This window comes from Nocardioides sp. AX2bis, assembly GCF_902506435.1.
GTDB lineage: Bacteria > Actinomycetota > Actinomycetes > Propionibacteriales > Nocardioidaceae > Nocardioides.
On sequence record NZ_LR733215.1, the window covers coordinates 1,876,457 to 1,896,649 of the forward strand.

Annotated in this window: 20 protein-coding genes and 2 riboswitches; of the genes, 8 read left to right on the plus strand and 12 right to left on the minus strand. The window is 73.2% G+C overall.

The window, feature by feature from the left end:
- Positions 1 to 207 precede the first annotated feature (207 nt).
- Positions 208 to 272: riboswitch (guanidine-III (ykkC-III) riboswitch) on the plus strand.
- Between the two features lie 14 nt (positions 273 to 286).
- Both GV155_RS08935 and GV155_RS08940 read left to right on the plus strand, forming a co-directional pair.
- Entirely contained in the window at positions 287 to 604 is a 318-nt protein-coding gene (locus GV155_RS08935; protein ID WP_160007224.1) for a DMT family transporter, read from the plus strand.
- 63 nt (positions 605 to 667) lie between these two features.
- The gene (locus GV155_RS08940) at positions 668 to 1,036 is read left to right on the plus strand and encodes a hypothetical protein (RefSeq protein ID WP_160007226.1); all 369 of its coding nucleotides are present in this window, start codon (positions 668 to 670) and stop codon (positions 1,034 to 1,036) included.
- A 44-nt stretch (positions 1,037 to 1,080) separates the two neighbouring features.
- Here GV155_RS08940 and GV155_RS08945 read toward each other — a convergent pair whose 3' ends face one another.
- The 3 genes from GV155_RS08945 to GV155_RS08955 form a co-directional block, all read right to left on the minus strand.
- Entirely contained in the window at positions 1,081 to 1,239 is a 159-nt protein-coding gene (locus GV155_RS08945; protein WP_160007228.1) for a hypothetical protein, read from the minus strand.
- Between the two features lie 535 nt (positions 1,240 to 1,774).
- Positions 1,775 to 2,041 carry a hypothetical protein gene (locus GV155_RS08950; protein WP_160007230.1) on the minus strand — a complete coding sequence of 89 codons (267 nt, stop codon included), beginning with the start codon at positions 2,039 to 2,041 and terminating at the stop codon, positions 1,775 to 1,777.
- 44 nt (positions 2,042 to 2,085) lie between these two features.
- Positions 2,086 to 2,280, minus strand: a complete 195-nt coding sequence (locus GV155_RS08955) for a hypothetical protein (protein ID WP_160007232.1) — start codon at positions 2,278 to 2,280, stop codon at positions 2,086 to 2,088.
- Positions 2,281 to 2,542: 262 nt separating this feature from the next.
- Positions 2,543 to 2,715, plus strand: a riboswitch (cyclic di-AMP (ydaO/yuaA leader).
- Between GV155_RS08955 and GV155_RS08960 the strand changes: the two genes are divergently transcribed.
- From GV155_RS08960 to GV155_RS08975, 4 genes are all read left to right on the plus strand, one after another.
- Positions 2,714 to 3,394, plus strand: coding sequence for a C40 family peptidase (locus GV155_RS08960; protein WP_201300116.1), 681 nt, complete (start codon positions 2,714 to 2,716; stop codon positions 3,392 to 3,394). Its footprint overlaps the riboswitch before it by 2 nt.
- A 153-nt stretch (positions 3,395 to 3,547) precedes the next feature.
- The gene (locus GV155_RS08965) at positions 3,548 to 5,476 is read left to right on the plus strand and encodes a CocE/NonD family hydrolase (RefSeq protein WP_160007234.1); all 1,929 of its coding nucleotides are present in this window, start codon (positions 3,548 to 3,550) and stop codon (positions 5,474 to 5,476) included.
- A 336-nt stretch (positions 5,477 to 5,812) separates the two neighbouring features.
- A complete protein-coding gene (locus tag GV155_RS08970; protein ID WP_160007236.1) occupies positions 5,813 to 7,684 on the plus strand; it encodes an amidase family protein in 1,872 nt (623 codons plus the stop codon).
- A gap of 168 nt (positions 7,685 to 7,852) precedes the next feature.
- The gene (locus GV155_RS08975) at positions 7,853 to 8,194 is read left to right on the plus strand and encodes a DUF2200 domain-containing protein (RefSeq protein ID WP_160007238.1); all 342 of its coding nucleotides are present in this window, start codon (positions 7,853 to 7,855) and stop codon (positions 8,192 to 8,194) included.
- A 16-nt stretch (positions 8,195 to 8,210) separates the two neighbouring features.
- Here the strand turns inward: GV155_RS08975 and GV155_RS08980 are convergent, their stop codons facing one another.
- The 6 genes from GV155_RS08980 to GV155_RS09005 form a co-directional block, all read right to left on the minus strand.
- Positions 8,211 to 10,592 carry a sensor histidine kinase gene (locus GV155_RS08980; RefSeq protein WP_160007240.1) on the minus strand — a complete coding sequence of 794 codons (2,382 nt, stop codon included), beginning with the start codon at positions 10,590 to 10,592 and terminating at the stop codon, positions 8,211 to 8,213.
- A gap of 207 nt (positions 10,593 to 10,799) precedes the next feature.
- Complete coding sequence (locus GV155_RS08985; protein WP_160007242.1) at positions 10,800 to 10,958, minus strand: hypothetical protein; 159 nt, start codon at positions 10,956 to 10,958, stop codon at positions 10,800 to 10,802.
- 139 nt (positions 10,959 to 11,097) lie between these two features.
- Positions 11,098 to 11,808: a hypothetical protein gene (locus GV155_RS08990; protein ID WP_201300117.1), complete on the minus strand. Its 711-nt coding sequence runs from the start codon at positions 11,806 to 11,808 to the stop codon at positions 11,098 to 11,100.
- A gap of 160 nt (positions 11,809 to 11,968) precedes the next feature.
- Positions 11,969 to 12,274 carry an AtuA-related protein gene (locus GV155_RS08995; RefSeq protein ID WP_160007244.1) on the minus strand — a complete coding sequence of 102 codons (306 nt, stop codon included), beginning with the start codon at positions 12,272 to 12,274 and terminating at the stop codon, positions 11,969 to 11,971.
- A gap of 1 nt (position 12,275) precedes the next feature.
- Positions 12,276 to 13,628, minus strand: a complete 1,353-nt coding sequence (locus GV155_RS09000) for an acyclic terpene utilization AtuA family protein (protein WP_201300118.1) — start codon at positions 13,626 to 13,628, stop codon at positions 12,276 to 12,278.
- Positions 13,625 to 15,010: a CitMHS family transporter gene (locus GV155_RS09005; RefSeq protein ID WP_160007248.1), complete on the minus strand. Its 1,386-nt coding sequence runs from the start codon at positions 15,008 to 15,010 to the stop codon at positions 13,625 to 13,627. The genes GV155_RS09000 and GV155_RS09005 overlap by 4 nt, the downstream gene beginning before the upstream one ends.
- 90 nt (positions 15,011 to 15,100) lie before the next feature.
- On the opposite strand from GV155_RS09005, the gene GV155_RS09010 reads away from it, so the two are divergent.
- Positions 15,101 to 16,084, plus strand: coding sequence for a LysR family transcriptional regulator (locus tag GV155_RS09010; RefSeq protein WP_160007250.1), 984 nt, complete (start codon positions 15,101 to 15,103; stop codon positions 16,082 to 16,084).
- Here GV155_RS09010 and GV155_RS09015 read toward each other — a convergent pair.
- Both GV155_RS09015 and GV155_RS09020 read right to left on the minus strand, forming a co-directional pair.
- Positions 16,053 to 16,487: a PPOX class F420-dependent oxidoreductase gene (locus GV155_RS09015; RefSeq protein WP_236554212.1), complete on the minus strand. Its 435-nt coding sequence runs from the start codon at positions 16,485 to 16,487 to the stop codon at positions 16,053 to 16,055. The genes GV155_RS09010 and GV155_RS09015 overlap by 32 nt on opposite strands.
- A gap of 23 nt (positions 16,488 to 16,510) precedes the next feature.
- Entirely contained in the window at positions 16,511 to 18,304 is a 1,794-nt protein-coding gene (locus GV155_RS09020; RefSeq protein WP_160007251.1) for a sensor histidine kinase, read from the minus strand.
- A gap of 284 nt (positions 18,305 to 18,588) precedes the next feature.
- Here GV155_RS09020 and GV155_RS09025 point away from each other — a divergent pair, with 284 nt between their 5' ends.
- A complete protein-coding gene (locus GV155_RS09025) occupies positions 18,589 to 19,353 on the plus strand; it encodes a SurA N-terminal domain-containing protein (protein WP_160007253.1) in 765 nt (254 codons plus the stop codon).
- 21 nt (positions 19,354 to 19,374) lie between these two features.
- On the opposite strand, the gene GV155_RS09030 is transcribed toward GV155_RS09025, so the two are convergent.
- Complete coding sequence (locus tag GV155_RS09030; protein ID WP_160007255.1) at positions 19,375 to 20,154, minus strand: alpha/beta fold hydrolase; 780 nt, start codon at positions 20,152 to 20,154, stop codon at positions 19,375 to 19,377.
- Between the last annotated feature and the right edge of the window lie 39 nt (positions 20,155 to 20,193).

A 20,193-nucleotide genomic window follows, 5' to 3' on the forward strand; every position in this document is an offset into this window, starting at 1 on the left:
TCGGCCCGGCTCGTCCTCGTGGGGATCCCGGCGGCGAGGCGGCGGGGTCATCCCCGCCACCACACCGAGCCGGTCATTGGCGTGGCGCCCACCCTTGACCTGCCTCCGACTGTGCCGCGTCGGGGGAGGGGTCCGCCCAGTGCCGAAAGTCCTCTCGGGCTGGGCGTCGTCGCGAAGGTGACGTCCGGTCCCGGGTTTGAGACGATGCTCGCGAGCCCTCCCGGCTCCCGGACGAGCGGCGCCGTACCCGGAACGCGACAAGACGGCGACCTGGGAGAGGTGTGTCATGGCATGGATCGTGCTCGTGGTGTCGGGGCTGCTGGAGGCCGTGTGGGCCACCGCGCTGGACCGCTCGGACGGCTTCAGCCGGATCGGCCCGACGGTCGTGTTCGGGGTCGCGCTCGTGCTCAGCATGGGCGGCCTGGGGTGGTCGCTGCGGGAGCTGCCGGTCGGCACGGCGTACGCGGTGTGGGTCGGGATCGGTGCGGTGACCACCGTGAGCTTCGCGATGGTGACCGGCGCCGAGTCGGTGTCGGTGCTCAAGGCGGTGCTGCTGGTCGGTCTGGTCGGCTGCATCGCCGGGCTGAAGATCGTCGAGGGCTGATCCGCCGGGCCGCTGCCTGCCGGACGGGGTTGCGGTGAGGCGGCAGGACGGCACAGTGGGGGCATGCGTCGCCCAGCTGCCGTCCTGCTGTCCTCCACGACGTGCGTCCTGGTCCTGGGGCTCGCGGTGCCCCTCGCCGGGGCTGCGGGGGCTGCGGGTGCCACCGGGGCCGCGGCCGGGCGGCAGGACTGCGTGACCCGGGCGGAGTTCCGCGCCGTCGAGCAGGGGACGACGAAGCGGGCGGTGCACGCGACCTTCGGGACCGCGGGCGTCTTCGGTGACGGGGGCGCCGGCGGGTTCAGCCGGCTCTACGACCAGTGCCGGGCCTCGACGCCCGGCGGGGAGCAGTGCGACGTGGTCGTCGAGTACGCGGCCGGCCCCGAGCAGCGGCCGCGTGTCGGCGCCAAGAGGTTCGACGGCGTCTGCGGCTGACCCTGCGCGTGACCCTGCGGCTGACCCTGGCGCCCGGACGTGGCTCAGAGGTGCTGGAGGACCGCGGCCGCCACGGCGCCGAGCGCCACGATCAGGAGCACGGCCACGGCCTGCTGCGCGTCGGACGCCCCGCGCTCCCGGGCGCTGCCGGGGCCGGTGGTGGGGCGCGCGGGGCGGGCGGTGCGGCGCTGTGGTCGGGTCACGCGGTCCTCCGAGACGGGTAGGGGCCCGGCTGCGGGCCTCGGACTGTCAGACGCGGTGAGGCGGACATCGGTTGCCTGGGTGCCCAGGAGTCGTCAGGTGGCACGAACAGGCGTACGTTCGAGGAACTGATGCGGGTCGGCCCGAGGGGCTGACAGCACGCGCAGAGTTCTATGGCCCGCGATCTGGTCACTTGCCCGGACCAGATCGCGGTTCGTCGATCACCCCGAATCAGGTGGACGACCACCCGGGCGTGGCGAGTCACTCGACGACCAGGACCGTAGCCGTTGCGAGGCCCCCGGGTGGATCACCCCTAGGGGCCCGAGGTCGTGGTGGGTCCGTGCGGCCACTGGTCCTAGGACGACCGGCCAGGTCGTTCGGTCCTGGTAGCCGGGACCGCGGGCGCGGCATGCTCTGAGGGCAGGACCGGACGGACCAGGAGCTGGTGTCCCTCCGAAGGACGGCCGGCGCGGAGCGTGACCCCATGCACCGCTCCGCCCGGTCGTCATCCGGATCCGTCCGACCGCGGGACGCCGCTCAGTGCGCGGCGCGACCTGCCGTTGGGTGGTGCGGCGGCGCCTGCGGTAGGGGCCCGAGCGGGCGGATCGCCGTGGCGGGCAGCCAGCTCTGCCGCACGTACGGCCCGTCGCCCCGCGCCCCGACGCCTGCCTGGGCGGAGATCACCCAGCCCTCCCACCCCTGCGGCGTGGAGCGCCACGACAGCAGCAGTCCCGGCACCCGGTCGTCGGCCCAGACCCCCGTCAGCGACACCCAGACGTGCTGGGCGCGGGGGAGGACGGGCATGGGCCCACGTTAGAACATGTGTTCGACCGGTTCCATCCCCGGCGTCAGTGCGCGTGCGCGGGGTGGCGGCAGTCGCAGGACGAGGGCGATCCGTGGGCGTCGTACGCGTCGAGGTCCTCGGAGCACCCGGGCGCCAGGCGCAGCAGGCGGTCGACACGACGTCCCAGCCGGGTGCGCGGCGGCGTCGCATGCCTGCAGTCCGGGCAGCGCAGTGTTGTCCACTGGGGAGTCTCCGTCACGAGACTCACCCTAGGTCCGGACCTCCTCCCCGGGGTCGATCCGCACGCTCCGGGCCTGTTCTGGACGACCCGGTGTGAGGTAACCCACAGGTCTGGACCGCACAGGTGCACAAGGCCGTGCCCAGGGGGGTTCGGCCCGCGAGACGCCCCGACACGCACTGGATCCGGGCCGCCGGCGCGTTTGGTCCTCGCGCTCCCGTCTCCTACGTTCACCCGCGGCCCCTCATCAGGGAGGCCGCACCCCGACGTCGCCGAGACCCGCCGCGTCGGAGTGCCAGCAATGAAACGACGGCGGGTGCGGAGGAACCATCGTGGCGCCGCGACGCGGTGCCACCGGGGTGAAGCCGCCACCGGGTCCACCAGGGCCCACCGGCGGCCGGGCACCTCCAGGCCCGAACCCGACAGCTAACTTCGTAGGCGTCCGGAGGAACACATGTCTTTCGCACGCAAGAACGCCCAGCGCCCCGGCAAGCACCGCGCCGAGGTCGAGCACCACCACGGCCGCCGCGCGGCGGCCACCGTCGCCCTGGCCGCCGGCCTGGCCGCCGGTCCCGCGCTGACCAGCCCGGCCAGCGCCGCCGACTACACCGTCCAGTCCGGCGACACCCTGTCCTCGATCGCCCAGAGCATGGGCACGTCGTGGCAGGACCTGTACGCCGCCAACCGCGACGTCGTCTCCAGCCCGACCACGATCTACCCGGGCCAGACACTGCAGACCGGCGGCGGCTCCTCGAGCTCGTCGCAGGCGGCCCCCGCGGCGCCCAGCAGCGCCGCGTCCGGCGTCGTCGAGGCGGCCAGCCAGTACGCCGGCGTGCCGTACGTCTACGGGGGCTCCACCCCGTCCGGCTTCGACTGCTCGGGCTTCACCAGCTACGTCTTCGCGCAGGCCGGCAAGACCATCCCGCGCACCTCGGCCGCCCAGGCCGCCGCGGCCACCCCGGTCTCGGCGGACAACCTCCAGCCGGGCGACCTGATCTTCTACTCGCCGGGCGGCTCGGTGTCGCACGTCGCGATCTACGCCGGCGACGGCATGGTCTGGGAGGCGCCGGGCACCGGCGGCTCCGTGCAGTACGCCCCGATCTGGGACGTCGAGCGCTCGTACGGCCGCTTCTGAGCCGACCGCTCGAGCACTGAGTGAGTCGTGTGCCTGAGCACGGTCGAGAGGCCGTGCTCAGGCACACGACCCGTTCCCAGTAGCGCCGACCCGACGTACGTTGGGCCCGTCCGGCCCGCCACGGGTCGGCGCTCTCGGGAAAGGCACGACACGATGAAGCGAGCCCTCGTCCGCACCTCGGTGGTCGCGGCGGCACTCGGCGCCTCCGCGCTGACGTCTCCGACCTCCGCCGCACCACCCGCTACGGCAGTAGCCGCAACGCCCGCAGCAGCAGCGCCGGCCGCCGGCCCCCTCGCCGACGGCGTCACCCACGACGAGAACCCCGGCGTACCCGTCGGGGCGTCGTGGACCGAGCACTACTTCGCCGCGCCGCAGGCCGGCTCGCCCACGAAGGTCACGCTGCACGCCGACGTGCTGCGCCCGGAGGGACTCGCTCCTACCGAGGAGACACCGGTGGTCCTGTCGGTGGGGCCCTACTTCAACCACGCCGGGCAGACCGGTCGGGAGACCGACGAGGTCCAGCCGAGCTCGCGCTTCGACGACCTGATCGACGGTGCCCGGCTGATGGAGCGCGGCTACACCGTCGTGCTGGTCGACAACCGCGGCTTCGGCGCGAGCACCGGCTGCCTGGACTGGATGGGCGCCGGCGAGCAGGCCGACGTACGCAAGGCCGTGCGCTGGTCGGCCTCGCGACCCTGGTCGACCGGCAAGGTCGGCATGTACGGCAAGTCGTACGACGCGGTCACCGGTCTCTGGGGCGCCGACCTCGACCCGCGGGGGCTCGAGGCCGTGGTGGCCCAGGAGCCGCTGTGGAACATGTACCCGTACCTCTACTCCAACGACGTCCCGCGCGGGAACCAGACCGGGACCCCGCTGGCGTACAACTCGATCGCCTCGCTCGGCGGCACCAGCGGGGACACCGACCGCTACAACGAGGCCGCGGCCTACGAACAGCAGCACCCGGAGTGCCTGGCGCGCAACCTGCGCGACAACGTGGCGAACACGAGCCAGCAGGACCCGTACTGGACGCTGCGCAACCAGGCCGTGAAGGCCGAGGGCGCGCGCACCCCGCTGTTCGTCACCCAGGGCTTCACCGAGAGCAACACCAAGCCCGAGCAGATGGAGCAGTACCTGCGCAACCACGTCGGGCCCACCCGCGGCTGGCTCGGGCCGTGGGAGCACGTGCGCGGCAACGAGGTCGATCCCGAGACCGGGGATCTCTCGCAGGGCCGGTCCGGCTTCTTCGCCGAGGTCGGACGCTTCTACGACCGCCACCTGAAGGGCATCGAGCCGTCCTCCGGCAACGACCCGGCGTTCGTGGTCCAGGACAACTTCGGGGACTGGCGCGCGCAGCGCACCTGGCCGATGGCCGACACGACCCGTGCCGTCGCGCTCGGCTCCGGGCGGTACGTCGACGCCGGCCCGGTCGACGAGGCGGCCGTACGCCGCGGCGACGCCGCCGGCACCGGCCTCAGCGCGGCCCAGGCGCGGCGCGTGGCCGAGCAGCAGGTCCCGCCCACGACCGTGGAGCGGCGCGACGGGGACGTGGACCAGCAGGTCCGCAGCTCGCTGGGCACCGCCGCCGAGCGTGCGGACGCCGAGCTGTCCGCGGCCGGGCTGCTCCCCACGTCGTACCAGACCTGGTCGCGACCGGTCCGTCAGGAGACCCGGGTGACCGGGACCCCGCGGGTCACGCTCAAGACGCGCGGCGAGGGCCAGGTCTACGTCTCGATGTGGGACGTCGACCCCGAGTCTCAGACCGCGACGCTGATCAACGAGAACGTCGCCGAGCTGCGCACCACCGGCCGCACCTTCGACCTGAAGGGGATGGACTGGACGCTGGCGAAGGGCCACTCGATGGCCATCGGCATCGGGACGATCACCGGCGGCAGCTGGCGCGCCCTGCCCAGCGGGCGGGTCGTGACCGTCAAGGACGCGGCCGTGCGCCTGTCCACGCAGTCGACGGCCGACGACCGCCCCACCCAGGGCGCGGAGTCGCCGTGGCTGTCGCGCTACATCGAGGACAACACGATCGGCAGCGGCGAGGTGCCGACGGGGACGTTCCGGGTGCCGACGCCCTGAGGTAGCCCGGAGGTAGTCGCGAGGCGTGAGTCGTGTGCCTGAGCCCTGTCTGTAGGCCGTGCTCGGGCACACGACTGCGTGCGCCGGGTCCGCCCACGCCCGCCTGAACGCGTCGGTCGCCGTAGCGCCACGGACACCGCGTGGAAACACCGCCGGGAGAGGTTTCAGGCAGACGACACGGTGTCGTCCCTCGTGAACGACGGAGCTCCTTCCTTGCCTCACCAGCCTCTCCCTCTCGGGTCCGCTACTCCCTCCACCCCCGGTACGCCCGCGCGTGCTGGGGCCCGCTCCACACGCTGGCGGGCCCGCCTCGCCGTCGGCGGGGTCGCCCTGTCGGTGGCCGCGACCGCCTTCGCGATCCCGGCCCCGACCCTCGCCGCGGCGCCCGCCGCCGCGACGCCGTCGGGCCCCGCCCCCACGCCGGCCGGCCTCGACCTCGCCGACGCCTCGATCGCCGACCTGCAGGCCGCCCTGGCCGCGGGGGAGACGACCTCGGTGGAGCTGGTCGAGGCCTACCTCGACCGGATCGCGCGCCTCGACGAGGACGGGCCGTCGCTCAACACGGTGCGCCACCTGTCCGCCGATGCGCTCGCAGACGCCGAGGCCTCGGACGCCGCGCGTGCCGCCGGTGAGGACCTCGGCCCGATGGCCGGCATCCCGATCCTGATCAAGGACAACATCGACCACGCCGGCGACCCGACGACCGCGGGCTCCGTGGCGCTGGCCAACTCCTACCCGTCGGGCAACGCCACGGTCGTGGACGCGCTGGAGGAGTCCGGCGCGATCATCCTCGGCAAGACGAACCTGACCGAGTTCGCCAACTTCATGACCAGCGGCATGCCGTCGGGGTACAGCTCGCTCGGGGGACAGGTGCTCAACCCGTACGACCTGTCGCAGACGCCCAGCGGCTCCAGCGCCGGCTCCGGCGCGGCCGCCGCCGCGTCGCTGGCCGCGGCCACGGTCGGGACGGAGACCTCCGGGTCGATCCTGAGCCCGGCCAACGCCAACTCCCTGGTCGGCATCAAGCCGACCGTGGGCCTCATCAGCCGGACCGGCATCGTGCCGATCTCCGCGACCCAGGACACCGCCGGTCCGATGACCCGCTCGGTGGGCGACGCGGCCGCGATGCTCTCGGCGATGACGACCGGCGCGGACCCGGAGGACCCGGCCACGCAGGACGGCCAGGCCGACGCCTTCGACGACGTCGACTACACCGAGTCCCTGTCGACCGACGCGCTCGCCGGCACCCGCCTCGGCTACGTCGCCTCGAGCAACGAGACCTACCTCGCGGCGCTGCAGGTGCTGCGCGACCAGGGCGCCGAGCTGGTCGAGGTCGCCTCGCCGACCAACACGACTGCGCCGAGCATCCTGACGTACGAGTTCGAGCGGGACCTGAACGCCTACCTGGCCCGGTTGCCCGAGACCGCCCCGGTCTCGACGCTGGAGGAGGTCATCGCGTTCAACGAGGCCAACGCCCGGGTGGCGCTGAAGTTCGGCCAGACGCTGCTCACCGCGTCCGCCGAGGTCGACCTCGAGGACCCGGAGCAGGCCGCGGCCTACGAGGCGGCGCGCACGCAGGGGCTCACCGAGACCCGGGCCGGCATCGACTCGACGCTCACCGCGAACAACATCGAGGCGATCGTCAGCAACGCCGGCACCACCGGCATCGGCGCTCGCGCGGGCTACCCGTCGCTCACGCTGCCGGCCGGCTACGCCGCCGCCAACCGGCGTCCCGTGCCGATCACCTTCCTCGGCACGGCCTACACCGAGGAGACCCTGATCGCCCTGGCCTCGGACTACGAGGAGGCCGCGGCGGTCCGCCGCAGCCCGCAGGAGATCAACCCGACGGCGTTCGACTGCACCTGGGTCAGCCCGGAGACCGCGCCCGATGAGGACTGCCTCGCCGAGCCGGCCGCCGACCCGGTGGCCTCGACCACGCTCGCCGCGGCGGTCCGCCCGGTCGTGAAGAAGGGCACCGCGGCCCGCATCCGCGTCGCGGTGGCCGCCGGCGACGTCGTGCCCGAGGGTCGGGTCACCGCTGCGCTGGACGGCAGGCGGGTCGACCGGTCCACCCTGGACGGCGGTCGTGCGGTGCTCACGCTGCCGCGCCGCCTGGCTGTGGGCAGGTACGTCGTCACCGTCGCCTATGCGGGATCCGACGAGGTCGCCCCCTCGCAGGACCGGGTACGCGTCCGCGTGCGCCGCTGACCGGAGCCGCGAGGCGTGAGTCGTGTGCCTGAGCACGGTCCCTGCGCCGTGCTCGGGCACACGACTCCGCGGGGTGGGGGTCGTGGGTCGGATGACGCGCTGGAGCGCGTCGGATGACCCACGACTGCGTCCGCGCCTTCTCTGCCCGGCCCCGCTAGCCTGCGCAGGATGCACCGCATCTTCACCACCAGCGTCGCCTCGGTCTACCCGCACTACGTCGCGAAGGCCGAGCGCAAGGGGCGCAGCAAGGCCGAGGTCGACGAGGTCATCACCTGGCTCACCGGCTTCGACGCCCCCGCCCTGGCCGCCCACCTCGAGGCCGGCACGACCTTCGCGGATTTCTTCGACCAGGCCACGCTCAACCCGGACGTGGACAAGGTCACCGGGGTCGTCTGCGGGGTGCGGGTCGAGGACGTCGAGGATCCGTTGATGCGGAAGATCCGCTACCTCGACAAGCTCGTCGACGAGCTCGCCCGGGGCAAGGCCATGGAGAAGGTGCTGCGGTCCTGACGGTCGCCCGCGCCGGTCACCCGACCAGCGGCAGGCGCACCGTGAAGGTGGTGCCCACGCCGACGACGGAGCGCACGTCCACCCGCCCGCCGTGGTTCTCCACGAGCGAGGCCACGATGTGCAGCCCCAGCCCGGTGCCCTGGATCGCCTGCCGGCGGGCGGAGGAGCCGCGGAAGTAGCGGGTGAACAGCCCCTCGACCTCGTCGGCGGGGATGCCCATCCCGGTGTCGGTGACCTCGAGCAGCGCCTGGGTGGCGTCCGCCGTGACCCGGCAGGTCACGGAGCCGCCGGCCTCGCTGAACTTGATGGCGTTGCCGGCCAGGTTCAGCACGACGCGCTCGAGCTGTCCGGCGTCGCCGGTGACCAGCACGGGCCCGTCGGCGAGGTCGAAGGAGACGTCGAGGTGCAGCCCGGCGGCGAGCGCGTCCACGAGGTCGCGGACCTGGTTCACCACCTCGCGGAGGTCGACCTCCTCGTCCTCCATCGGCACCTCGCCGGTGCTGAACCCCGAGAGCAGCAGCAGGTCGTATGTCAGCGCAGTCAGCCGGCCGGCGTTGCGGGCGATCACGTTCGCCCACGTGCGCTGGGCCTCGGTCAGCGACTCCTCTTCCTGCAGCATCTCGGCGTAGCCGGAGATGCTGGCCAGGGGCGTACGCAGCTCGTGGCTCACGGTCGCGACGAACTCGTCGGTGGCCCGGTTGAGCTCACGCAGCTGTTCCGCGCTCTTCCGCTCGAGCTCCAACGCCTTGACGAGCAGCTCGTGGGTCAGCTTCTCGGCCCGGCTGCGCTGCAGCCCTCGCAGCAGCGCGTCGGCCAGCCGCGGCCCGTCGTGCTCGCCCTTGACCAGGTAGTCCTGGGCGCCCTCGGCCAGCGCCCAGAGTGCCAGCGTGTTGTCGTCCGTGCCGGTGATGACCATCAGCGCGGTCTGGGGGGAGGCCCCGCGCACCGCGCGTACGACGGTCCCGCCGTCGGCGTCCGGCAGGGTGAGGTCGGCCAGGACGAGGTCGTACTCGTTCGTGGCGAGCAGCCCCATCGCGTGATCGAGGTCGGGGGCGATCTCGATGACGACATCGGCGAACTCGTCCTCGAGCAGGCTCCGGATCAGCTCGCAGTCGGTGGGGGAGTCCTCGATCAGCAGGAAACGCAGCCGGGTACCGCGGTCCAGCGCGAGCACGCCGCTCGAGCGGTGGTCCCGGGCCGACCGTTCCGCCGCCGACGTCATGTCCGCGGCCCGGCCGGCCCGGAGCCGGCCGCCGTCCACGGCCGGCGCGGCGGGCAGCGTCACGCAGAACCGGCTGCCGCCCAGGGGGGACGCCTCGACCCACGCCGTGCCCCCCGAGCGCTCCGCGACCTGCTGAACGATCGCCAGCCCGATGCCGGTGCCGGGGTAGGCCTCACGGCCGTGGAGGCGGGCGAACATCGCGAAGACCCGGTCGGCGTGGTCGGGCTCGATGCCGATGCCGTCGTCGTCGACCTGCAGCAGGACGCGCCCGTCCTCGAGGCGTCCGGTGACCTCGACCCGGGACACCGTGCCTGGGCGGTGGAACTTCACGGCGTTGCCGACCAGGTTGGACAGGACCGCGACGACGGAGGACTCGTCGTAGCCGACCACGGGCAGGTCCCCGACGCTGACCCCGGTGGCGGCGAGCGTGTCGACGACCCGGCGCGCGACGGCGGTGGTGTCGACGTGGTCGCCCGGCGGGTCGACCAGGAGGTAGCGGGAGTACTCGAGCAGGTCGTCGATGAGGACCTGCATCCGCGCGGCCCCGTCGACGACGTGGCCGACGTAGCGCAGCCCGCGCTCGTCGAGGACCGCGGAGTAGCGCCGCTCGAGCAGCTCGGCGAAACCGGTCATGGCCCGCAGCGGCTCGGAGAGGTCGTGGGAGGCCACGAAGGCGAACTGCTCGAGGTCGCGGTTGGAGCGGGCGAGCGCGGTGTTGGCCCGCTCCTGGGTACGCCGCAGCGTGTCGAGCTCGGTGGTCGACCGCACGCGCTCGGTGACGTCCTGGACGCTGGTGGCCAGGCCCGCGACCTCACCCTCGGCGCCGCGCAGCGGCGAGACGGTGAGCGAGACCGCGATCCGTCGCCCGTCGGGCCGCAGGTGCCAGGTGTCGAACCGCTCCACCCGCTCGCCCGAGAGCGCGAGGTCGCGCACCTGCTGCAGCTGCTGGGTGCTCACCTCGGGCAGCAGGTCGCCGGCCGAGCGCCCGACCATCTCGCGGGCGGAGCAGCCGTAGACCCGCTCGGCGGCGGCGTTCCAGCTGGTGATGGTGCCGGCCAGGTCCTCGCTGAAGATGGCGTCCGCAGAGGCCTCGACGATCTGGGCCAGCAACCGTGGGTCGCTGATCTGCGGGGTTCCGCGCACGAGGGGGACGCCGAGGCCCGTGGGAGCGCGCATCGCGCCTCCGTCTGAGGTTGTCCGACCCGGTGGGGACGACGACGGGCGAGAGATGGTCGGGGACCGGTGGGTTCCAGCTGACCATCTTGTTCCGCCGCTGCGATTCCACCCTACGCGCGGGGGACGTGCACCGTGGTGACGCCGGGATCCGGGTACCAACAGCGGGAGGAAGGGGACCGACGGCCCCCGCCCCCGTGGTGCGTGCTCTCAGGACATGTCCACCGTGGGCTCGACCGAACCGGTCGGGCACCTCGGGTCACGGCACCCGCCGAAGGTCAGGTCGGCCTCGAAGTGGTGGACGCCGGTGCCGTCGGTGCCGGTAACGGCGCCGTGGCCGAGGGTGGACGCGGTGGGGGTGGAGGTCATCTCGACATCTCGTTCTCTGGGGACGGGGCCCCGGTCGCTGCGTAGGAACAGGATCGGCCGGAGCCCCTCGCCGCCGCACCAAGGCCTTCGGTGCGGCGACTGCTCGGGGAGGTGCCGTCGGGTCGGTGACCCGGGCGCCTTACTTGGTGTTGACGGTGATGGTGGCGATGCCGACCAGCAGGCCGGGCGTGACGGCGTCGGTGCCGAAGGTGTCGTTGAGCAGCGGGGCCGCGACGTCGGAGATCTGGACCTCGGTGCCCTGGAGGATCGCCTTGTTGCCCTGGGTCTGGAGGGGCTTCAGGGTGCTGCCGTCGAGCTTGAACAGGTAGGCGCTGGTCACGGCGACCTCGCCGTTGACGGTCACGTCGCCGTAGACCCGCGAGACGCCCGGGTCGACGTTGAGGTTGGTGAGCTCGACGGTGGTGCCGCCCGCGGAGAGCGAGAGGCCGGAACCCTCGTGCTGGACCTGGCCGATGACGTACGGCGAGACCTGGCCGGGCTCGAAGACGGTGACGTTGCCACCGGTGATCGGGAAGACCAGCGAGCCGTCGGTGAGCTTGGCGTCCCCGGTGACGCCCGGGGTCAGCTTGAGCTGGGTGAGGGCGTCGGTGAAGCCCTTGTCGAGGGCGATCTTGGTGTCCTGGCCGGTGAGCGCGTCGATCGCGGCGACCGGCTGAGGCGGGGTCTGGGCCTCGGTGGACGACGAGCTCGACGAGCCGGCGGAGCTGGCCGAGGCGGGGGCCGCGTCGCTGTCGCTGCTGCACGCGGCGAGGGGGCCGGCGAGGAGGCCGACCGTGGCGATGGCGGCGAGGCCGCGGCGGGTGCGGGTGGAGAACGTGGTGGAACGCATGGTGGAGCCCTTCAGAAGGAAGCGCCCAGCTCGGGAGACCCCCGTGGGCGTTGCTGCACACGTCGTTCGGTGCGGGGGCGCCCTGCGCTTGGTCTGCCGCGGAATCTCAGCCGACTATCAGGAAGGCGTCTCGTGTTCTGGCGCTCGTCGTCCGGTTCGGTCAGCCGCCGAGCTCGAGCGTGAGCAGGTGGTAGCTCAGCGTCTTGCCGTGGCCGTCCAGCGTGGCGGCGCCGGTGACGCCGCCGGCCAGCACCCCGGGGACACGGAAGACCAGGCCGGGCAGGAGCGGGAGCTCGTGCCTCAGCACCTGGCCGCGCACCGCCGCGCCGAAGTGTTCGGCGACCCGCGCGACGGTGAGCCGCTCCTGGAGCAGGTCCCAGCCTGCGGCGTCGCGGGGCAGCACGGCCAGGATCAGGGTGTCGCCCTTGTCGCCGGCGCGCACGTCCGCCACGTCGTCCACTCTCATGTCACGCCACCTCGATGATGTCGACGCCGGTGTTGACCAGGTCGCGGGGGATCAGGCAGGACCGCACCGCGACCAGGGGCCGGACGCCGGTACGCGCGCCGCCACCGCCCGCGGGCCCGTTGGTGTAGAGCGCCTCGACCTCCCAGCCGACGGCGTGGGCGGCCACCTCGCTGTCCACGCGCGCGGCCACGCGCAGCCGCACCTCCGGCGGGTCGACGGCGGGGGAGGCGAGTCCGCGGAAGGCGGCGCCGGTGCCGATGAGCTCGACCTCCGCAGCGCCCGGGGGCAGGCCGTGCACGGCGACCAGGCGCTCGAGGACGACCTCGGCGGCCAGCTCGGCGCGCTGGAGCGCCCGCGGACCGGCGTACGAGATCTGGCCCTCGCCGAGCCAGCCACCGTCCTGGCCCAGGGTGACCTTCAGCTGGGCGGGCCGGGTCCTGCCGGTCGCACCGCCGGCCAGCACCTGGTCGGGGCCGGTCTCGGTGAAGGTGACACCGGTGAAGTCGGCGGTCACGTCCGGGGTCAGGTAGCCCCCGGGGTCGTCGACCTCGTAGAGGAGCTGCTCGGCGCAGGTGCGGGCGTCGAGACGGCCACCGGTGCCGCTCAGCTTGCTTAGGCGCACCTCGCCGGCCGCGCTGACGTCGGCGTACGGGAACCCCAGGCTGGCCAGTCCGGTGACCGGCTTCGTCACGGGGTCGGCGAAGTAGCCGCCGGTCAGCTGACCGGCGCACTCCAGCAGGTGGCCGGTCATCGTCGCTACGCCCATCATGTGGTCGTCCTCCGGGTCCCAGCCCAGCTCATGGCGTATTGGGCCGACGTAGAGCGAGGGGTCGGCCAACCGCCCCGTCACGACGACGTCGGCGTCCTCCTGCAACGCCTGCACCACCGGGTCGGCGCCGAGGTAGACGTTGGCCGAGATGAGCGGGCGGCCCGCCGAGACCGGCTCGCCGGTCTCCCACACGACCGGGTCGACGGCCCGGACGGCGTCCAGCACGTCGTCGCCGGAGACGACGGCGACGCGCGTCCCGCGTAGACCCAGGTCACGAGCGACGCCGGCCACCGCCGCCCCGGCCGCGCCGGGGTTGGCGGCGCCCGCGTTGGTCACCACCCGGGTCCCCGAGGCCCGGCACGGTGCGAGGACCGCACCCATCCGCCGCTTGAGCAGGGGGTCGTACCCGAGAGCGGGGTCGCGGCGCCGGCGGGCGTGGCCCTCGGCCACGGTGCGCTCGCCGAGGCACTCGAAGACCAAGTACTGCAGTCCGCCCCGCACCGCCAGTTCGACGGCGGGGTCGAGCCGGTCGCCGGCGAAGCCCGCGCCGGCGCCGAGCCGGACGCTGGTACGTCGCGTAGTCACGACGCCCACAGGGGGACGGCGCCGGTGGCGACGGCCACGACGAGCATGATCAGGCTCAGCAGCCAGACCCACCCGAACAGGGCGCGGATGTGGCGTCCGATGTCGACCCCGGCCAGCCCGACCAGGAGGAAGAAGGAGCCGGTCAACGGGCTGATCGGGAACCCGACGGTCTCCTGGCCGACCAGGGAGGCGCGTGCCAGGTCCGCGTTGGCGACGCCGAACTCGGCGCCCAGGCCCTGGAGCACCGGCAGCACGCCGAAGTAGTAGGCGTCGGGACCGAAGAGCAGGCTGAGCGGGACGCCGAGCACGCCGACGAGGAGGGGGAGCCCCGGCGCCCAGGAGGCGGGCACGATCTCGGCGGTGCTGGTCGCCATCGCGGTCACCATGCCCGAGCCGTCGAGGATCCCGAGGAAGGCCCCGGCCGCCAGGAGCGTGGAGGCCATCAGCATCGCGCCCTCGGCGTGTGCCTGGATGCGGGCCGTCTGCTCCTTCAGGCCGGGGTAGTTGACGACGAGCGCCACCACGAGCGCGACGAGGAACAGCAGCTCCGGCGGCGCCAGCGTGGTGACGAGGCCGGCGATCGTGAGCACGGTCAGCGCGATGTTGATCCAGAACAGGCGGGGGCGACGCAGCGCCGCCTCCTCCTCGGTGAGGTGGTGTCCGGGGGCGGACGGGGTGTCGTCGTCTGAGGGCCCGGCCGCACCGGTGCTGCCGGACCCGGCGTCGGGGCCTCCCACCGTGCTGAGCGACCGGTCGTCGGCCGTCGCTGCGAGCCGTGTCGTCTCGCGCCGCCCGAGGAAGTAGGAGATGGCGAGGGCGCCCAGCATGCCGGCGATCTGGGCCGGGATGAGCGGCACCCAGAGCTCGTTCACGCCGACCCCGGAGGTGGTGGCGGCTCGTGCGGTCGGACCTCCCCAGGGCAGCAGGTTCATCACGCCGGCACCCATGCCGACGCAGACCGTCAGCGTGAGGCGCTTCATCCCCAGCCGGTCGAAGAGCGGCATCATCGCGGGGATGGTGATCAGGAAGGTGGTGGCCCCGGCGCCGTCGAGGTGTGCCGCCATCGCCAGCGTGGTGGTGGCCAGGCAGACCGTCACAGGGGCGTTGCCGGCGAACGCCACGATGCGTCGGATGATCGGGTCGAACATGCCGGCGTCGCGCATCACGCCGAAGTAGGCGATCGCGAAGACGAACATGGCGGTCACCCCGACGACGCCGGCCAGGCCCTCGGACACGTAGGCGCCGATCTCGGCAGGGCTGTTTCCGGCCACCAGGGCGGTGACGACGGGCACGCCGGCGAGCGCGACGACGGCGGCCACCCGGTTGGTCAGCAGGAGGGCGAGAATCACGCCGATGGTGAGGAACCCCAGGAAGGTCAGCACGGTGTCTCCGATCAGGTGGGCAGGACCCGCTCACTGTGACGGGCGCCATACGTGCCGGTCCAACATTCGTTCGCGATAGATTGATGCGCTATGGGCATCGACGTCGGGATTCGACACCTCCGGGCGGTGGTCGCGGTCGCGGACGAGTCGGGGTACTCCGCTGCCGCGGCGCGGCTGCACACGGCGCAGTCCTCACTGAGCCGGACGGTGCAGGACGTCGAGCGCCGGATCGGGGTGCGGCTGTTCGAGCGCACGACCCGCTCCGTGGTGCCGACCCGGGAGGGCGCAGAGTTCTGCCTGCTCGCGCGAGGGGTGCTGGCCGAGCATGACCGGGCCCTGGCTCACTTCGAGGGGTTCCTGCGGGGCGACCGCGGGACCGTGTCGGTGGCGGTCCTGCCGTCGCTGGCGGCGACCCTCCTGCCGCCGGTGCTGGCGGCCTACCGGGCGGCACGACCCGACGTGGCGGTCGAGGTCCGCGACGGGCTGGCGGGGGAGGTCACCGCGCTGGTGCTGAGCGGAGCGGTCGACTTGGCGCTCACGGTGGCCGAGGACCTGCCGGCCACGCTGCAGGCCGTCACGATCGCCGAGGACGACTACTTCCTGCTCGTGCCCTCGAGTCACGCACTCGCCACGCAGGCCGGGGTGACCTGGGCGGAACTCGGGGGCGAGCCCTTCGTCGCCTTCGACCACGCCTCGAGCATCCGCACCTTCACCGACCGGGTCCTCGCACGCGAGGAGGTCCCGCTCGGCCCGGTCACCGAGGCACGCAACGTGGGGTCGGTCGCCGGCCTGGTGGGCGCCGGTCTGGGTGTGTCCGTCGTCCCGGCACTGGTGCTGCCGATGACCGGTTTCGCCGACGTCGTGGCCGTCCCGCTGCGCGACCCCGTGGGGCGCCGGGCCGTACGCCTGTTGCGCGACCCGCGCCGCCCGGTGGCCCCGGCCGTGGCCGGTCTGGTCACGATGCTGGCCGACGCGGCCACCCACGGCATCGGGCTCCCGGCGGGGGCACGATGGACCGCGTCCGGCTCGCCTGACCCACGACTCAGCCCATCGAGTGGACGCGCCTCGGGGTGATCGCGAGCAGCAGCCGCTGCTGGTCGCGGCCGCCGTACCAGGGGTAGGGGTCGCCGAGGTAGCGCTGGGCGAGGACCTCGATGTGCTCGGTCGCCCCGTCGGTGGTGGCGCGGGTGACCCGCCCGCGGATCTCGTGGTACCTGCTCGGATTGGCCGGGTCGGAGACGGCGACGCTGACGCGGGGGTCCCGGTCGATGTTCCTGGCCTTCTGATGGCCCACCACGGTGTTGATCAGCACGTGCTCGCCGGCCGCGTCGACGTCGACCCAGGTCTGGGTCAGCTGGGGCGAGCCGTCGGGCATGGTGGTGGCCAGGTAGCAGGTCGCCCCCGAGCGCAGGAGCGCGACGAGGTCGGCGCCCATGGTCGGCGGCTCGGGCGCAGGGGCCGGTCGTGAGGAGGTCATGCGCCCATCGTCCCCCGGCACGGTCAGGACACGGACGCGTGCGACGGCCGGTTCGCCGGGTCCGGGGCAGGCTGCTCGGGGGCGGGCTGCTCGGGCGGCGCGTCGTCGGCGGGGCGCTCCGAGGGGATCCGGGCGATGAAGGTGCTGCCGTGCCCCAGGGTGCTGTAGAGGGTCACGGTCCCGCCCATCAGGCCGGTCAGCTCGCGACAGATCGCCAGGCCGAGGCCGGTGCCGTCGTAGCGCCGGGTCATCGAGTCGTCCACCTGGCTGAAGGACTGGAACACCGACTCCTGGTCCGCCTCGGCGATCCCGATGCCGGTGTCCCACACGACCAGCTCCAGCACCTCACGCGGCCCCTCCTCGCCCGTCTCCTGGAGGGTGGCGACGCGCAGGGTCAGGCCGACCCGCCCCTCGTGGGTGAACTTCAGGGCGTTGTCGAGGAGGTTGGTGACCACCTGGAAGAGCCGGCCGGGGTCACCCACCACCAGCCTTGGTACGGCCGGGTCGACCTGCCACTCGAAGTCGATCGCGGCCCGCGCCGCGCGGGGCTCGTACAGCTCGGCCACGTCGGCGGCCATCGCGTGGACGTCGAACACCTGGGTCTCCAGCTCCACCCGGCCGGCCTCGATCCGGGAGAAGTCCAGGGTCCGTTCGACGAGCGCACCGAGCCGGGTCCCCGAGCGGTTCATCCGCTCCAGCAGTCCCGCCTGGAACTCGTCCAGCTGGGTGTCGGCGAGGATCTCACCCATGCCGAGCACCGCCGTCAACGGCGTCCGGAGCTCGTGGCTCATGTTGGCCAGGAACATCGACTTGGCGCGGGAGGCCTCGAGGGCGGCGTCGCGGGCCGCCTCGAGCTGGCGACGGGTGCGTTCCTCGGAACGGATCAGCCGCGCCGTGCGTACGACGGCCAGGGCGATCAGGACCGCCGTCCCGACCAGGAGCTGCAGCAGCCGGTCGGGCTCACCACGCAGGTCCCTGGCGAGCTCGAGGAGGGGCGGCACCGCGAGAGGCCCCAGCGCGACCGTGAGCTGCGCGGCCGAGCTGCGGAACGCCGGCGGGCCCGCGGTGTCGGTCGGAGGTTCGGCGCTCCAGCCGGCGGCGAGAGCCAGGAAGACGGTCGCCGTCATCCATGCCAGCCCGGTCAGCGTGGTCGCGGTGTCGCCGTCGAACCCCAGCGCGTAGGTGATGTCGGCGACCAGCCACAGGCACACCCCGGTGAGCAGCGGGATGCCCAGGCTCGCCCGGGCCCTCCTGCTGACCAGGACCCGGACCACGAGGGCCAGCAGGATCGCGTCCGCGAGGGGGTACGCGATCGCCACCACCCGCGCCAGCAGGGACAGGCTCGAGTCGGCCGCGATCGACTGGAGCGAGAAGCTCCAGAACAGCAGCACGCTGACCGCCACGATCGTGAGGAGGTCGATGGTGAAGTCCAGGTCGACGCGAGCACCACCCCGACCCGAGCCCCGGGCGAGCACGACCCACAGGGCGGCGCACAGGGCGACGTAGCTGGCGAAGAAGAACGGGTCCGCGACCGAGACGTCGGTCCGCGCGCCCATCAGGTCCAGCGCGAACCACAGCACCTCGCCCATCGAGGTCAGGGACACCCCGAGAGCGATCAGGTACGGCACGACCCGGTGGCCCCGCGGGGCACGCGAGGCCCCGATCCAGGCACCCACGCTGGCTCCGACCACCACCAGCATGTAGCAGGCGGTGGCCGTCATCCCCTCGGGGTCGACCCCGGCGTAGACCGCCATCGCGACCGCCGCGGCCGCCAGCGCGATGGCGACGCTCCACGATCGCCGTCCCTTGCTCGGCATCCCCGGACCGTAGGTCCTGGACCCTCGTCACCGTGGTCGTTTGACGGGGTTGTCTCGGTGACGAGGCACCTGCCGTCACCGTCGCGGAGACGGCTCGTTGTCCCGGCATGCCAGCACCTCTGGGGTTCGACCGCCGCGACGAGCGCGGCCCGGTCGGCGCGCTCGCTCGGTGGTGGTGCGTCCGCCGGGTACGCCGCATCCGTGCGGCACTGCGCGCCTGAGCGCGCGTGCTGTCGCGGCTCCGGTCAGGCCCGCCCCGTACCGTCGACGAGATGCGTACGACGATGCCCACCAGAACCACCCTCGCCGGCCTGGCCGCCGCGCTGCTCCTGCTGACCGCCTGCGGCGGTGGGGGAGAGGACGAGCCCAGCGGGGAGTCCTCGGCCTCGTCCGACTCCTCGGAGTCCGCGGCCGCGGAGCCCGAGGGGTCCGAGCCTGACGCGGCCGACGTCCCCGAGGTCGTGGCCGAGGTCAACGGCGAGGAGATCACCCGCGACGAGTTCACCGTGGCCTACGCCGCCCTGACCCAGCAGGCGACCGCGCAGGCGCAGGCCGGCGGCGCGCAGCCGGACGAGGACACGCTCAAGGAGCAGACCGCCCAGAACCTGGTCGACACCGAGCTGCTGCGCCAGGAGGCGGACGCGCGCGGGATCGACGCCTCGGAGCAGGCGGTCGACGACGAGATCACCTCGCTGGCCGAGCAGAACCAGCTGCCGTCCGCGCAGGCGTTCCTCGACGCCGTCGCGGAGCAGGGCACCTCGGAGGACGTGGTCCGCGACCAGGTCGAGACCCAGCTGCTGGTGGAGGGTCTCGTGGCCGACGAGGCCGGTCAGGAGATCGAGCCCACCGAGAAGGACCTGCGCACCCTCTACCAGCAGGTCAAGCAGCAGCAGTCCCAGTCGGGCCAGCAGGCCACGCAGGCGATCCCGCCGTTCGACCAGGTGCGCGCGCAGCTGAAGGACCAGGCGGTCTCCGAGGAGCAGGGCCGCGTCGCCCAGTCCCTCGTCGACGGGCTCACCGAGGACGCCGACATCACCATCAACCTCTGAGCTGACTCCCGCGTCGGTACGTCAGCCGTGCCGCGCCACGTCGGCCGCCAGCATCTCCGGCCACGTGGCCAGGTCGGCCGGCGTCCGCGCCACCTCCAGCCGGGCGTTCGGCAGCAGGTCCGCCAGCGCCTCGGCGGTGGAGACCGGGTGGGCGGGGTCGTCGGTCCAGGCCAGGATCGTCGTCGGCACCGCGACGTGGGTCAGTTGCGTCGTGGGTGGGAGGTCGGCGAGAGCGGCTCCGCGCAGCAGTGAGGGGAGCAGCTCCTCGCTCACCTCGGGCAGGGTCTCGGGGGTGTCCACCGTCGCCGGCGGCCGCGGCGCGAGGCGACCGGCCTCCACGAAGGCGGTCATCCCGTCGGTCTCGACCAGGTCGGCGGCCTCCCGGTAGTCCGCGGCCTTCGCGGCCCGGGTCTCCCAGGCGGTGGGCGGCACGACGAGGGTGAGCCCCACGAAGCGGCCGGGGTCGCGCACCGCCGCGTGCAGAAGGGTGCCGGTGCCCATCGACGGACCCACGCCGTGCACCTGCTGGCCGGGGAACCACTCGTCCAGCAGCCACAGCAGGTCCTCGGCCAGCACCGACCAGCGGTAGTCCTCGGGGGCGGTACGACCCGTGGAGCGGCCGTGACCGCGGGCGTCGTACCGCAGCAGGCGGGTCCCGCTGAGTCCGCGCCCGAGGTCGAGGTCGAGCAGGCGGTCGCGCCGGCGGCTGGAGGTGAGGCCGTGGAGCTGGACGACGGGATGCCCGCCCTCGTCACTCAGCTCCACGTCGAGCTCGGCCCCGGGGACGGTGAACGTCGGCACGGTTGCTCCTCGCAGACGCAGGTGAGGCTCTACGGTACC